This window comes from Enterobacter cloacae complex sp. SHL021, assembly GCF_049237765.1.
GTDB classification, from domain to species: Bacteria; Pseudomonadota; Gammaproteobacteria; order Enterobacterales; family Enterobacteriaceae; genus Enterobacter; species Enterobacter cloacae.
Genome location: NZ_JBMKJG010000012.1, coordinates 131,805 through 145,257, shown reverse-complemented (window position 1 = coordinate 145,257; position 13,453 = coordinate 131,805). Strand labels below are relative to the sequence as shown.

At 57.1% G+C, this 13,453-nt stretch carries 12 protein-coding genes; 4 read left to right on the top strand and 8 right to left on the bottom strand.

Features of this window, described 5'->3' with window-relative positions; genetic code table 11:
• The first annotated feature begins 27 nt into the window (after positions 1–27).
• Both ACOTZF_RS14130 and lysM read left to right on the top strand, forming a co-directional pair.
• Positions 28–342, top strand: coding sequence for a putative quinol monooxygenase (locus tag ACOTZF_RS14130; RefSeq protein ID WP_013098728.1), 315 nt, complete (start codon positions 28–30; stop codon positions 340–342).
• An 85-nt stretch (positions 343–427) separates the two neighbouring features.
• Positions 428–868, top strand: a complete 441-nt coding sequence (gene lysM / locus ACOTZF_RS14125; protein ID WP_013098729.1) for a peptidoglycan-binding protein LysM — start codon at positions 428–430, stop codon at positions 866–868.
• A 30-nt stretch (positions 869–898) separates the two neighbouring features.
• Here the strand turns inward: lysM and ACOTZF_RS14120 are convergent, their stop codons facing one another.
• The 3 genes from ACOTZF_RS14120 to ACOTZF_RS14110 are packed head-to-tail and all read right to left on the bottom strand — an operon-like array spanning position 899 to position 5,204.
• Entirely contained in the window at positions 899–2,086 is a 1,188-nt protein-coding gene (locus ACOTZF_RS14120) for a glycoside hydrolase family 88 protein (protein ID WP_129252107.1), read from the bottom strand.
• A gap of 17 nt (positions 2,087–2,103) precedes the next feature.
• Positions 2,104–3,369, bottom strand: coding sequence for an oligosaccharide MFS transporter (locus ACOTZF_RS14115; RefSeq protein WP_129318036.1), 1,266 nt, complete (start codon positions 3,367–3,369; stop codon positions 2,104–2,106).
• Between the two features lie 32 nt (positions 3,370–3,401).
• A complete protein-coding gene (locus tag ACOTZF_RS14110) occupies positions 3,402–5,204 on the bottom strand; it encodes a DUF2264 domain-containing protein (protein WP_114455331.1) in 1,803 nt (600 codons plus the stop codon).
• Between the two features lie 166 nt (positions 5,205–5,370).
• On the opposite strand from ACOTZF_RS14110, the gene ACOTZF_RS14105 reads away from it, so the two are divergent.
• Positions 5,371–6,210: a helix-turn-helix transcriptional regulator gene (locus ACOTZF_RS14105; RefSeq protein WP_038420590.1), complete on the top strand. Its 840-nt coding sequence runs from the start codon at positions 5,371–5,373 to the stop codon at positions 6,208–6,210.
• 23 nt (positions 6,211–6,233) lie between these two features.
• On the opposite strand, the gene ACOTZF_RS14100 is transcribed toward ACOTZF_RS14105, so the two are convergent.
• The 5 genes from ACOTZF_RS14100 to ACOTZF_RS14080 are packed head-to-tail and all read right to left on the bottom strand — an operon-like array spanning position 6,234 to position 10,907.
• Entirely contained in the window at positions 6,234–7,121 is an 888-nt protein-coding gene (locus ACOTZF_RS14100; RefSeq protein ID WP_013098734.1) for a MurR/RpiR family transcriptional regulator, read from the bottom strand.
• The gene (locus ACOTZF_RS14095; protein WP_129252119.1) at positions 7,118–8,068 is read right to left on the bottom strand and encodes an iron-siderophore ABC transporter substrate-binding protein; all 951 of its coding nucleotides are present in this window, start codon (positions 8,066–8,068) and stop codon (positions 7,118–7,120) included. The genes ACOTZF_RS14100 and ACOTZF_RS14095 overlap by 4 nt, the downstream gene beginning before the upstream one ends.
• A 9-nt stretch (positions 8,069–8,077) precedes the next feature.
• Positions 8,078–9,118 (bottom strand): FecCD family ABC transporter permease, encoded by a 1,041-nt coding sequence (locus ACOTZF_RS14090; RefSeq protein WP_097534832.1) that lies wholly within the window; start codon positions 9,116–9,118, stop codon positions 8,078–8,080.
• Positions 9,115–10,098, bottom strand: a complete 984-nt coding sequence (locus ACOTZF_RS14085) for a FecCD family ABC transporter permease (protein WP_129252099.1) — start codon at positions 10,096–10,098, stop codon at positions 9,115–9,117. The genes ACOTZF_RS14090 and ACOTZF_RS14085 overlap by 4 nt, the downstream gene beginning before the upstream one ends.
• Positions 10,095–10,907 (bottom strand): ABC transporter ATP-binding protein, encoded by an 813-nt coding sequence (locus ACOTZF_RS14080; RefSeq protein ID WP_129252097.1) that lies wholly within the window; start codon positions 10,905–10,907, stop codon positions 10,095–10,097. The genes ACOTZF_RS14085 and ACOTZF_RS14080 overlap by 4 nt, the downstream gene beginning before the upstream one ends.
• 382 nt (positions 10,908–11,289) lie before the next feature.
• On the opposite strand from ACOTZF_RS14080, the gene ACOTZF_RS14075 reads away from it, so the two are divergent.
• A complete protein-coding gene (locus ACOTZF_RS14075) occupies positions 11,290–13,431 on the top strand; it encodes a TonB-dependent siderophore receptor (RefSeq protein WP_129252095.1) in 2,142 nt (713 codons plus the stop codon).
• Positions 13,432–13,453 lie beyond the last annotated feature (22 nt).

The window sequence follows — 13,453 nt, the reverse complement described above, 5'->3', positions numbered from 1 at the left end:
GTAACCTGGAATTAGAAGGAGTTAATTATGCTTACCGTTATTGCTGAAATCCGTACCCGTCCTGGCCAACATCACCGCCAGGCGGTGCTGGATCAGTTCGCGAAAATTATCCCAACCGTACTGCAAGAAGAAGGCTGCCACGGCTATGCGCCGATGGTTGACGCCGCAACCAACGCCAGCTTCCAGGCCACCGCGCCGGACTCCATCATCATGGTTGAGCAGTGGGAAACCGTGGCGCATCTCGAAGCGCACCTGCAGACCGCACACATGAAAGCGTGGAGCGATGCGGTAAAAGGTGACGTGCTGGAAACCCACATCCGTATTCTGGAGCAAGGGGTGTAAAACCTGCCTTCCCTCTCCTTTCGGAGAGGGAAATCTCTCTGACCTGCTATGCTTATTCTGACTTCATGATTAACAGGAGGAAGGAATGGGACTTTTTAACTTCGTAAAAGAAGCAGGCGAAAAGCTGTGGGACAACCTGACCGATCATAAAGGCCAGAGCGACAAAATCACCGAGCATCTCAAGAAACTCAACATTCCCGGCGCGGATAAAGTGCAGGTCAACGTTACCGACGGTAAAGCCAGCGTAACGGGCGACGGGCTGACCCAAGAGCAGAAAGAAAAAATCCAGGTCGCCGTCGGCAATATTGCGGGCGTCAGCGAGGTGGAAAACAACATCACCGCCACTGATGCCAAAGATGAAGCCACCTACTATACGGTGAAATCAGGCGACACCCTCAGCGCCATCTCCAAAACCGTGTACGGGGATGCCAACCAGTACAACAAGATTTTTGAAGCGAACCGCCCGATGCTCTCCAGCCCGGACAAGATTTATCCCGGCCAGACGCTGCGTATTCCTAAGGCGTAACCCACACGTCGGGGGCACGCCCCCGACCTTTTACCAGTACGGCTTCCAGCTCTGGGTGAACCGCACCAGCGCCTCAACGTAGAAGTAATCGCCCCAGCTCGCACACTCATCCACGCCTTTGTTGCTCGCCAGGTGATAGACAGCGTGCTTAAGCAGCCCGTTCCCCTTCTCATCTTTGCCCATCAGATAGTGCTTTGTCAGCGACGACATAATCCCTTTAGCCCAGTCCAGATAACGTTCACGATCCGGATCCGTGACCGGCAACTGTTTTACCAGCTCCAGCAGCCCGCAGACGGCAATGGCCGCCGAGGAGGAATCCCGCAGTGCATCTGTCCCCAGCAGCGCCAGATCCCAGTGGCAGACATAATCCTCCGGCAGACGATTAAGAAAGTAATTTGCCAGGCGTTTTGACAGCACAATCATCGTCTTATCGCCGGTATAGAGATAGCTCAGCATAAAACCGTAGATCCCCCACGCCTGCCCGCGGGACCAGCAGGAGTCGTCCGCGTATCCTTGCTGCGTGTTGCCGTAACGAGGCGCGCCGGTAACCACATCCATGTAGTAGGTGTGGAACGTCGAGGCATCTTCACGAATCAGGTACGTAGCGGCCTGCATCACGTGGGCTTTTGCGGCGTTAGCAAAGCGCGCGTCGCCGGTTTGTTCCGTCGCCCAGTAGAGCAGCGGCAGATTCATGTTGCAGTCGATAATCATCCGCCCGGCCTGCTCCGGGTCTGACAGATCGCCCCAGGCCTGAATAATTTTCGCCTTCGGGTGAAAGCGCTCCAGCAGGGCTTCAGCCGCCAGCAGGGCGAACCCGCGCGCCTCGCGGTTACCGGTCAGTCGCCAGGTCGCCACGCAGGAGAGCGTATACAGGAACCCCAAATCATGAGTGTTGGTATCATTACGCCCGGCGATGCGCAGGCCAAACGAGCGCACGTGTTTTTCAGCCATCTCGCGGAACGTTGTCTCACCGCTCATCTCCCACGCCAGCCATAGCTGACCGGTCCAGAAGCTGGTGGTCCACTCCACGTTCTCCGTCAGCGGATAAACCCCGTCCTGGCAGGTTTCTGCCGGGAATCGGTCACCGAACGCCGCCAAATGACGGCTAATTAGCTCAAGCACGTGGCTGCGGGCAGAGCTGAGTTCATCACGTAATGTCCGGGATTCAACGGGGACAGGAATAGCCTGCAGGTGTTCCTCTTTGATACGACTTAACATGTTTCGGGTCCTTTAAATTACCGGGATGAGGGTTCTGCTGCGTTCAGCGAGCGGGTACCGCGCCATTTGCTCTGGCAGGCGGATAACGTAAAGGCAGAGATAAACGTAAAGGTCAGCGCCGTGGCTCCCATAATGATATAGGTGTGCTCAAAGCCGATGCGGTCATACAGATAGCCGGCAGGCGAAGAGACAACCACGTTGCCCACGTAGAGCATGGCCTGATAGCCCAGCAGATACATGGTGGCGTTAACGCGTTTATCGAAATGCTCAGCAATATATTTAAAGACCGATACCAGCAGCAGACATATTTCCAGGCCATATAGCGGTTTCAGTACGGAAATTAACAGATGGGAATCACACAGGCCGGAAATAATCAGTCGTGCACCGACCACCAGCCCGACAATTAACAGTCCACGCTTGGCACCAATACTATTCACCAACAGCGGGATCACCATATACATCACAAATTCCATACCCGACTGTACGGTTCCCAGATAACCGAACACCGCGTTACCCTGGTGAATATCATCAAAGAACGTGACGAAATAGCGTGAGAACTGCTGCTCGGCAATAAACATCATCCACGCCACGCCCGCCACATACAGGCAGAACGCCCAGAACTTGCGGTTACGCAGCAGGGCATAGACATCCGCAGGGGCGATTTTCTCTTTGGTCAGCACCTCGCTGGCATGAGCGGTGTTAGTGTTCACTTTCAGGCTCACAAGGACGATCAGCATGATGATGGATGCGACGCTGCCCAGAATAAAGTTATACGCTGGAGAGAGATTAAACAGCAGACCGGAGAACGAGGACGCCACGGCCCAGCCAAGCGATCCCCACATGCGAATTTGCCCGAACTCCATACCGTTTAAACGGCTAAAGCGGTCAGAATAGGATTCACACGCCGCCACGCCCGCGTACCAGGCAAAGCTTAAATAGAGCGCGCCAATGATAATCCCCACCAGAGTATTGGACATCAGCAGCGGCTGATAAACATAAATAAAGAACGGCGCCATCAGTGCGGACATGGCAACCACAAAATAGAGCAGGTATTTACTCATGCCGATCTTATCGAGAATATAGCCGTAGATCGGTTTAAGAATGACTGAGAAGATACCGTTGACCGCAAAGACAGTGCCAATTACCGAGCCGCTGAGATTCGCCTTTTGGCCGAGCCAGATGGCTAATAGCCCAATACTGGCAGACCAGGTAAAGAAATAGAGAAAAATAAAGCTGCTGATTTTGTAATATTCGGTTCTGTTCGTTGTAGATGCACTTTTCATATCATCCTCGCCGACGTGTAGGGTCAGATTTTTTATAATGTGAACGACAGCTTACGTTCGCCTCCGGGTTCGCGGATCGCGACCTGGTCAGGGGTCATCTTCAGTTCAGGTGCCAATGCCGCGGGGGGTTTCTCGCTGGCCACGACGGCGCAACAGAGCCAGCTCTCTCCCTGAGGGAGATCGGTTTTTAACAGCGGAATGGATGCGCATTCCGGGAACATAATGTTGCTGTTCGGCGGCGTGACGATGCTGTCTGGCTCCCGGGCAATGGCCGGGGAGAGATCGACAATCACGCTGCTGCCGTTGCTGGCCGTCAGGTAACAGCCACGCTCATGAATGTGGTGTTCGGTTTTCATCACCGCAAAACCGCCCTCCACTGCCTGAAGGGTGCGAGCGCTGTTAATGCGGTGCAGACGCACGTGCCACTCGCCAAAGGGAATTTGCCAGGTTTCGACATGGACATCATGCCAGGGTGACCAGCGTGAATAGAGGTAGTTCTCATCCACCCGCACCTCCGCGCATTCACGACGCCCGCGGAAGTAGTTATCCCCCTCCGCCAGCAGTAACATCGAGTCGCAGGCGGCATGTTTCAGGCCAAAGCGCCCCCGTTCGAGGGTGAAGCCAAAGCGGCTTGAGTACGCAAATTTGGTGTATTTGGCTTCGGTGTTGACGTAGTTATTCAGCTCAAGCTGACCGGCAGTGAGCATCGTGACGTGCTGTGAGTTATCCGCATGCATCAGGATGTGCTGCGCTGGGTGGATCACACGTTTTTCCGCCAGCGAGGGGAGCGGCTGCTCTTCTGCCTGCCAGAACGGGTGTGACTCCGGCAAGGCCAGAATCAGGTACGTTTTCAGCGCCCAGTACGGTGAGCCGGGGGCGTTATAATCCTCGCACATCACCAGGTTGGGATAAGTAAAACCGAGGGTCAAAATACCGTCGCGATCGGTCATCGGCTGCCGCTGCCACCAGCGAAGATGGCGCAGCACAATGCCCTTCACGATGCCCGGCGAGAAGACATTCAGCCCGGAAAAGGCCACGGCGCTCCAGAAAGCGACCATCGCGAAGCGATAGGTAAGGCTCCGGCCAAACGGTACCGACGCGCCGTCGGCGGCAGACCAGTAAATAAAATCTTCGGCAAACTGACGGGCACGCTCACGTAACACCTCCGCCCTTTTTTCATCACCGCTGAGGGTGGCATAAATCAGGCCGTAGAAGTGGAACGCCATTGAGATGTAGTAATCCTTCGGGCGGCCCGGACCGTCAGAATACCAGCCGTCACCCAGATAATACGCCTCCATCATCGCAAACCGACGGTCGATGGCGTACGGATCATACGGCAGCCCGGCACATTTGAAACCAAGCTGCACCATAATCGCGAAGTAGTTCCAGTTGCTGTCCGGCATCTGCGCATCGGTGATCTGGTTGAGCCACGCGTGCAGGTTCATTACCTCACGTTCACTGAAGCGGCAGGTGAGCTTATCCCCCAGCAGCGCCAGCCCCAGGCCGTAAGCCGCCATCTCCACCAGACGCTGGTCGTACGGGCCGGTTTCCCCCCAATAGCCCGGGCTCTGCGGATCGGTGCCGAGCTTAATGGCGGTAAGGTACTTCTCACTAAACGGCTCGTCCCCGCCGCCCGCCATCAGCGGAAACAACCCCCACAGCGCGCGGGATAGCCCTTCCATCTGCGCAATCTCCGTGGGGTAGTGCGCACAGGTTTCTCCCAGCGAGAACCGTGAACAATCCTGCGGAAAGGACTTATCCAGCGCGCCCAGCAGGTCATGTAACGACGCCACCACCTCCTGGCGCGAAGACAATGGATTTGATTTTTTAGACATACGCTCGCCCTCGTCATCAACTGCGACGAAGGATAGTGAATCCGCAAGGGGGATAAATGTTAGCCACGTCACAGCCGTGAAGGCTAAATAAACCTCCAGTTGAGAAAATTTAAAAAGGTGGTTTATAACGAGAAGATAACGGCAGAAAATTGAGTTTTATTGCACTATGCGCGACACGCCCACCTCCGACCGGCTGGAACTGATCACCTTAAATGACACCGTCGTGTCATTCAGCCGTCTGTTTGCCAATACCGTGCGTTATCATCACTGGCATCAGTGTCTGGAGATTCTGTATGTAGAAGAAGGATTTGGCGTCGCCATTGTCGATAACCGTCACTACACCATGCGCCCCGGGCGGCTGTTTTTCTTTCCGCCGTTTACCCTGCATAAAGTGAGGGTGGATGAGCAGGCAGAAGCTATTTACCGACGTACCATTATTCATCTCGACCCTCACGCGGTGCTTACAGCCCTGCGCGATTTTCCCCACACGCAGCAGCGGCTGCAGAAACTTTCTGCCCGCGGCGCCGGAGCGTGGGTTGCCGATCTGGCGCACTGCCATCACCATGTCGATCATCTGCTCGGCTGTTACCCGTCGCCTTTAACCCGCGAGGGAATAGCCGCGCTGTTGATTGGTTTATTCGCCATGCTCCCGGACGATAATGCCCGTGCGCCGGGCAGTAGCCTTGGGCTCGCCAGCCAGGTGATGTTCTGGCTGGACGAACATTACCAGGAGAAATTTCGCCTGGACGCACTGGCAGAAACGCTGGGGAAATCCCGCAGCTACGTATCGCGAAAATTCCATGCGGAAACGGGCGAGAAGATCCATGAATATCTGAATACGCTAAGGCTGCGCAAGGCCTGCGAACGCCTGCTGCACAGCGAGGCGAGCGTACGCGAGATTGCCACCCAGGTGGGATTTTCCGACGTGACGTGGTTTATCAGCGCGTTTAAGAAGGGAATTGGCGAGACGCCGTTGCAGTACCGGAAGAACCATGCTGACCGATGAACGGCGTGAGCGCCCGGCATGCTTTAACCGCTCTTCTTCCCCGGCTTTAACCCACGATGAAACTCGTTGATGCGCTTCATGGATTTGATGGTGCGCTGCGGCTCGGTGGAGGCGACGGACAAAATAATCATCTCCAGGCACAGCAGCACCGTACCGTGCAGCGGGATTTTGCCCTTTTCTCCGCCGCGCGGCACATGGATCACCACGCTGGCCTCTTTGCTGAAACGTGAGTCCAGGGCGTTGGTCAGCAAAATCGTCGGGATCCCCAGACGTTTGGCTTCCCGCAACGTGGTTTGTCCTTCTCGGTGTGCAGATTTTTGCGCCATCATCACCAGCACATCGCCGCGCTGGAGCGCAATCAACTGTTCGGCAAGGCCTATCCCGGTGCGGTTGAGCGGCATGGCGGGGAGCCCCATCCGGCTGAATAATCTGGCGGTGTACTCGGCCAGAATACCGGAGGCACCAATGCCGAAGATCGCCACCTGCCTGGCCTGTGCCAGCAGCGACACCGCCTGCGCCATCGCATAGCGGTTGTGCGGTTGCGACAAGACCTCACAGGTGTGCTGATGCCCTTCCAGCACAAAATCGATGCTCGCGTTAACGTCGCTGGTGAGCGTGTTGACCGTTGAGGAGATCTTTTCGCTGGATGTCACCACCGGACCAAACCACTGCTCCAGCGTCTGCTTCAGATCGCGCAGCCCGGCAAAACCCAGCGCCTGGATCGCGCGGACCACGGTGGCGTCCGAGGTTTTTAGCAGCGTGGCGATCTCCATTGCCGTCTGCTCCATCACCGCTTCCCGGTTCTCGTTGATGTAGCGCGCCACCTGCAGCAGACGCGGCGTCAGATGATGTGCACGTGCGCGAAAGCGCTCCCCGTAAACATCCACACGCCCTTTCTCTTTACGGATCACGGTGATACCTCCGGCAATGGCCGCCCGGCAATCTGCGACTGTACCTGCGCGGCCATCAGCCCTAAAGAGGCGAAGGAGTTCGAAATGGCCTCTTCGCGTGAAATCAGCACGTAGTGGCCGGTCCGACAGGCGTTCAGGAACTGGCACCAGCCCGGCATCACCGCCTCCATCGCCGCCAGCTCGTCCTGCGGTTTACCCCCGGTGTCGCCGCGCCAGGTGGCAAAGACAAAATCGGCGTCCAGCTCCGGCAGACGTTCGGCGCTGACGTCAATCCGTCCCCCTTCCGGGATACTCTCAATCAGCGGCGGGAAGGTAAATCCGGCGTCACGCAGCACGCGGCCTAAAGAGTGGTAGCTGTGCATGGCATTGATTTTTCCCTGGTTAGCCTGAATCACCGACACGGTGATTTTGCGCGTATCGATGGTCGCCTTCAGCGCCTTGATTTGTTCCTGATAGCGGCGCTCCAGGATTTTCAGCCGCGCCTGCGTACCGGTGAGCTGCGCCAGCTTGCGGTAGATCTCCGGTGCACCGCCGTCGAGATGGTCGATACTCACCGTCGGGGCAATCTTCTCCAGCTGTTCCACCGGCGTGTTGCGGGTCGGCTCGGTGATGATCAGATCGGGTTTGGCGGCGGCAATGGCTTCAATGTCGATATCCGCCGTGCCGATGAATTTGATGTCGGAATTATCGAAATCCACCCCCGTCAGCATGCCGCTGGCGCGCAGAAAATGGCTGCCGTCCGGGCGCGTGCGGCCGTGGCTGGCGACGGGCGGTACGCCAAGCTCAATCAGTGGAATGGTGATATCCAGGTCGTGCAGCGAGACGATCCGCTTCGGGTGAAGCGGCACCTCCACCTTACGCCCGAGATCGTCAGTGAACGTCTGCGTCGGCTCTGCCGCACCCACCGCAAACCCTATCAGCAACAGCATCGAAACAAATACGCGCATCATAGTCCTCTAAAATCTGTCCCGACGCTGCCAGAGCAGCAGCAGGAAAAACGGTCCGCCAATCAGTGAAATCACAATCCCCGCCGGTAACTGCAACGGCAGGAATGCCAGCCGCCCGACGGTATCCGCCAGCAGCACCAGCAGCGCCCCCAGCACGGCACTGCCCATCAACAACGCGGTTTGCCCACCGCGCATCACCAGACGCGCCATATGCGGCGCAATCAGCCCCACAAAACCAATACTCCCCACGCAGGAGACACAGGCCGCCGTTAACACCACCGGCGCGAGAACGCGCAGTAGCGCTAATCGTGCGGTGCGAACCCCGAGCCCCGTTGCGGCGTGGTTACCCAGCAATGCCACGTCAGCCGCGCGGGCAGTAAAGAGCAGCAGCGCAAACGCCGGGGCCGCCCAGGCTGCGGCGATACCGACCAGCGTCCAGTTTGCCGCGTGCAGGCTCCCCGCCAGCCACAGCATCGCCGTCTGCACATCGCGCACGTCGGCGGTGGTCATAAAGATCCCCATTGCCGCAGAGAAAGCCCATGACACGCCAATCCCAATCAGAATAAAACGCGGACGCGAGATATCGCGGGCCAGCGCCACCACCAGCAGCGCGGTAATGAGACCACCGGCCATCCCGACCAGCGGACGCCAGGCCAGCCCCAGCGCAGGGAACTGAAAAATCAGCAGCAGCACCGCCGCGCTGCAGCCCTCTTTCACGCCGATAAGCCCCGGATCGGCCAGGCCATTGCGGGTGATGGACTGCATCGCCGCCCCCGCCATGCCTAGCATCGCGCCGCTTAAAATGGCCATCAGCAACCGTGGCAGGCGGATATCCATCACGATATAACGCGCATCCGCCTCCAGGGGTTGCCCGGAGAACAGCGCGCGCCCGATGGCGGAAGTGGGAATGGGAAGCGAACCGTGCGTCAGGCCAAACCCCAGCAGGAGAATGCCCATTAGAGCGATAAGCGTAACGCGCGCCACTGCCGCCGGGCGTACCTGCCCGGAAAACGGCCCGACACGCCATGCACGCAATCCGGCCCGGCTCATTTGAACATCCTTGATGCCATCAGGATAAAGAGAGGAGCACCCACCAGCGCGGTCATGATCCCGGTCGCCAGCTCATACGGCGTAAACAGCGTACGGGCCGCGATATCCGCCAGCAGTAACACCAGTGCCCCGCACAGGGCAGAAAGCGGCACCATCACGCGTAAGTCCACCGACACCAGACGGCGGATAAGCTGCGGCACGACCAGGCCAATAAAACCAATCGGCCCAGCAATGGAGACGGCTGCGCCGCAAAGCAGCGCAATCGCCAGCAGAGCCAAAAGGCGAGTTTTGAGCAGCGACACGCCCAGCCCCTGCGCCATCCGGTCGCCCAGGGCCAGCATATTGAGCGATGGCGACAGCCAGAGCGCCAGAGCGACCCCCACAGCGGCAACCCAGGATGCGCTGCGAACGATCTCCGCGTTAAGCCCGGCAAGATCTCCCGCCAGCCAGGTGCGCATGGCAAGCAGCGTCTGTTCATCCAGAATCAGCACCGTGGCGGTAATCGACGACGCAAACGCCGACATCGCCACGCCGCATAAGGTAATTTTCATTGGCGTGAGGCCGGTTCGCCCTGAAGAGGAGAACGTCAGCACCAGCATAAACAGCGCGGCGGCACCGACAGCGGCAATCAGCGGGCGACCAAACGGCAAGATAAACCCAAGCGCGCTGGTCAGCACCACGGCCAGCGCCGCCCCCGCGTTAAGCCCCAGAATATGCGGCTCGCCCAGCGGGTTACGGATCACCGACTGTAACAACACGCCCGCCACGCCCAGCGCCGCCCCGGTGACCATGGCGGCAGCCAGCCGTATCAGGCGTAATCTGACAATCACGTTGTGATCGAAATTGCGCGGGTCGAAATGAAGCAAGGCCTGCACCACCGTCTGGGGAGCAATGACACGCGCACCGATACCCAGATGGGCAATCGCGCCCATCACCAGCAGCAAGGCAAACAGCAGGAAAGCCAGTGACGTTCGCATCATGATTTTTCCGCCGCCTGGCGGAATGGCATAAAGAACGGCTTACCGGTCAGGGGATTAACCGACATATGGACATCGACATTAAACACCGCTTTGATGAGTTCCGGCGTGCAGACGTCGCCTTCATGCAATACTCCCTCGACTTTGCCCTGGCGTAAAAAGACCAGGGAATCGCCATAGTTGACGGCGAAGTTGAGATCGTGGAGCACCACCACCACCGTACGGCCATGCTGGCGGGTCAGGGTATGCAGCAGCTCGAGGATCTCCACCTGATAGCGAAGATCGAGAAAGGTTGTCGGTTCATCCAGCAGGATATAGGGCGTTTGCTGCGCCAGGGCCATTGCGATCCAGCAGCGCTGGCGCTGGCCGCCGGAGAGGCTTTCGACGGGCTGATGTGCAAACTCTGCCGTACCGGTCAGGTGCAGAGCCTCTTCAACGGCCTGCTCGTCTTCATCGCTCCACTGGCGCATAAAATTTTGCCAGGGAAAACGGCCGCGTGATACCAGCTCAAACACGGTCAGCCCTTCCGGCAGCAGCGGAGATTGCGGCAGGATCCCCAGCTGGCGGGCTACCGCTCTGGTTGGTTGCTCGTGAATGGCTTTGCCATCAAGCAGCGCGGCCCCGCCAAGCGGTTGCAGCAGACGCGCGATAGTGCTCAGCAGCGTGGATTTTCCACAGCCGTTCGCCCCTACCAGCACGGTCATTTTCTGCCGGGGGATCGCAAGGGAGATATCATCGACGATGATTTTTTTCTGATAGCCCGCGGAGAGGTTCTCAAGAACCAGCCCCGGTTTATGGGTGTTGTGCGCCACGTGAATGCCAACTTAATAAAAAATCGAACAAATAAAAATAAAACTCATTCTCTTTTGAGAGTTTGCCGCTGCGCCATGTAGTAGTCAAGGGGATAAACACCCTGATAAAGCCAGGGTTAAATAACAGGTACTTCAGCGGCGGTGTTATTTTTTATTTAAGATTTTTCAATGAATTATATGGAATCTACTTATATCAGGACGGGAGGTTTCAGGCTGTAGCCGATTTTTGCTTTTTTCCATTTACTACTACATTGCCGCATGATTGAATGATTCTCAATTACATGTTCGATGCCACACGGCTAACGAGCAGACAATTAAGGGCAATGACTCATACATTCTTCCGCGCCCTTCATGCGCGGGATCTTTTGGGAAAACAGATGTAATGGCTACGTTCACACCTTCTCTCTCTGGGGTAAAAGGGCGCGCGCTCTTTTCACTGCTGTTTATGGCACCGCTGGTGCAGGCGGCCGACACCGCAACGGCTAACGACGGCGAAACGCTGACCGTCACCGCCGATCCCCATGCCGTGGCCGAGGCCACAAACGGCTATCAGCCGCTTAACACCTCCACCGCCACGCTAACCAACATGCCGATGCTGGATATTCCGCAGGTGGTGAATACCGTCAGTGATAAAGTGCTGGAAGATCAGCACGCTACTTCGCTTGATGACGCCCTTTATAACGTCAGCAACGTGGTGCAGACCAACACCCTGGGCGGTACGCAGGATGCGTTTGTGCGCCGGGGATTTGGTACGAACCGCGACGGGTCAATAATGACCAACGGCCTGCGCACCGTGCTGCCGCGCAGCTTTAATGCCGCGACCGAGCGCGTGGAGGTGCTGAAAGGGCCGGCCTCAACGCTGTATGGCATTCTCGATCCTGGCGGCCTGATCAACGTGGTTACCACACGCCCGGAAACCCGCTTCGGCGGCTCAATTTCCGCTACCTCCTCAAGCTTTGGCGGCGGCACCGGGCAGATTGATGTCACCGGCCCGATTGACGGCACGCGGCTGGCGTATCGCCTGACGGGCGAGTATCAGGATGAAGATTACTGGCGTAATTTTGGCAACGAGCGCAGCACCTTTATCGCCCCGTCGTTGACCTGGTTTGGTGATGATGCCACCGTGACCGTGCTCTATTCACATCGCGACTATAAGACGCCGTTCGATCGAGGAACCATTTTCGATCTCAGCACCAAACAACCGGTAAACGTAGATCGTAAAACCCGCTTTGACGAGCCGTTTAACGTTACCGACGGGCAGTCCGATCTGGCGCAGCTTAACGCCGAATACCGTCTTAACAGCCAGTGGACCGCGAAGTTTGACTACAGCTTTAGCCAGGATAAATACAGCGATAACCAGGCGCGCGTGATGGCCTATGACGCCAAAACGGGTAACCTGACCCGCCGCGTGGATGCAACCCAGGGCTCGACTCAGCGTATGCACAGTACGCGTGCGGATCTGCAGGGGAACGTGGATATCGCGGGCTTTTATAATGAGATCCTGACCGGTGTGTCGTATGAGAATTATGATCTGCTGCGTACGGACATGATGCGCTGTAAGAACGTTAAAGATTTCAATATCTACCATCCGACCTACGGCAATCTCAGCAAATGCACCACCGTCTCCGCCGCTGATAGCGACCAGACGCTCAAACAGGAAAGCTACTCCGCCTACGCGCAGGACGCCCTGTATCTCACCGATAAGTGGATTGCCGTTGCCGGGCTGCGTTACCAGTATTACACCCAGTATGCGGGCAAGGGCCGCCCGTTCAATGTGAATACCGACAGCCGCGATGAACAGTGGACACCGAAGCTGGGGCTGGTCTACAAGCTCACGCCATCCGTCTCGCTGTTTGCTAACTATTCCCAGACGTTTATGCCGCAATCATCCATTGCGAGCTACATTGGTGACCTGCCGCCGGAAACGTCTAATGCTTACGAAGTGGGGGCTAAATTTGACCTGTTCGATGGCATTACCGCCAACATTGCGCTGTTTGATATTCACAAGCGCAACGTGCTGTACAACGAAAGCGTGGGGGGTGAAACCATCGCCAAAACCGCTGGCCGCGTACGCTCGCAGGGTGTGGAGGTGGATCTTGCCGGATCGCTGACTGAAAATACCAATATTATCGCCAGCTACGGCTACACCGATGCCAAAGTGCTGGAGGATCCAGACTACGCGGGTAAGCCCCTGCCGAACGTGCCGCGTCATACCGGTTCCCTGTTCCTGACTTACGACATTCATAACGCGATCGGCGGGAATACCCTGACGCTTGGCGGCGGTGGGCACGGCGTGAGCCGTCGTTCAGCGACCAACGGTGCGGATTATTATTTGCCGGGATACTTTGTTGCCGATGCCTTTATGGCCTACAAAATGAAGCTGCAGTATCCGGTGACGCTGCAGGTGAACGTGAAGAACCTGTTTGATAAAACCTACTACACCTCGTCCATTGCGACCAACAACCTGGGCAACCAGATTGGCGACCCGCGCGAAGTGCAGTTTACGGTGAAGATGGCGTTTTGATGTAAAAAAGCCCGGTGGCGCT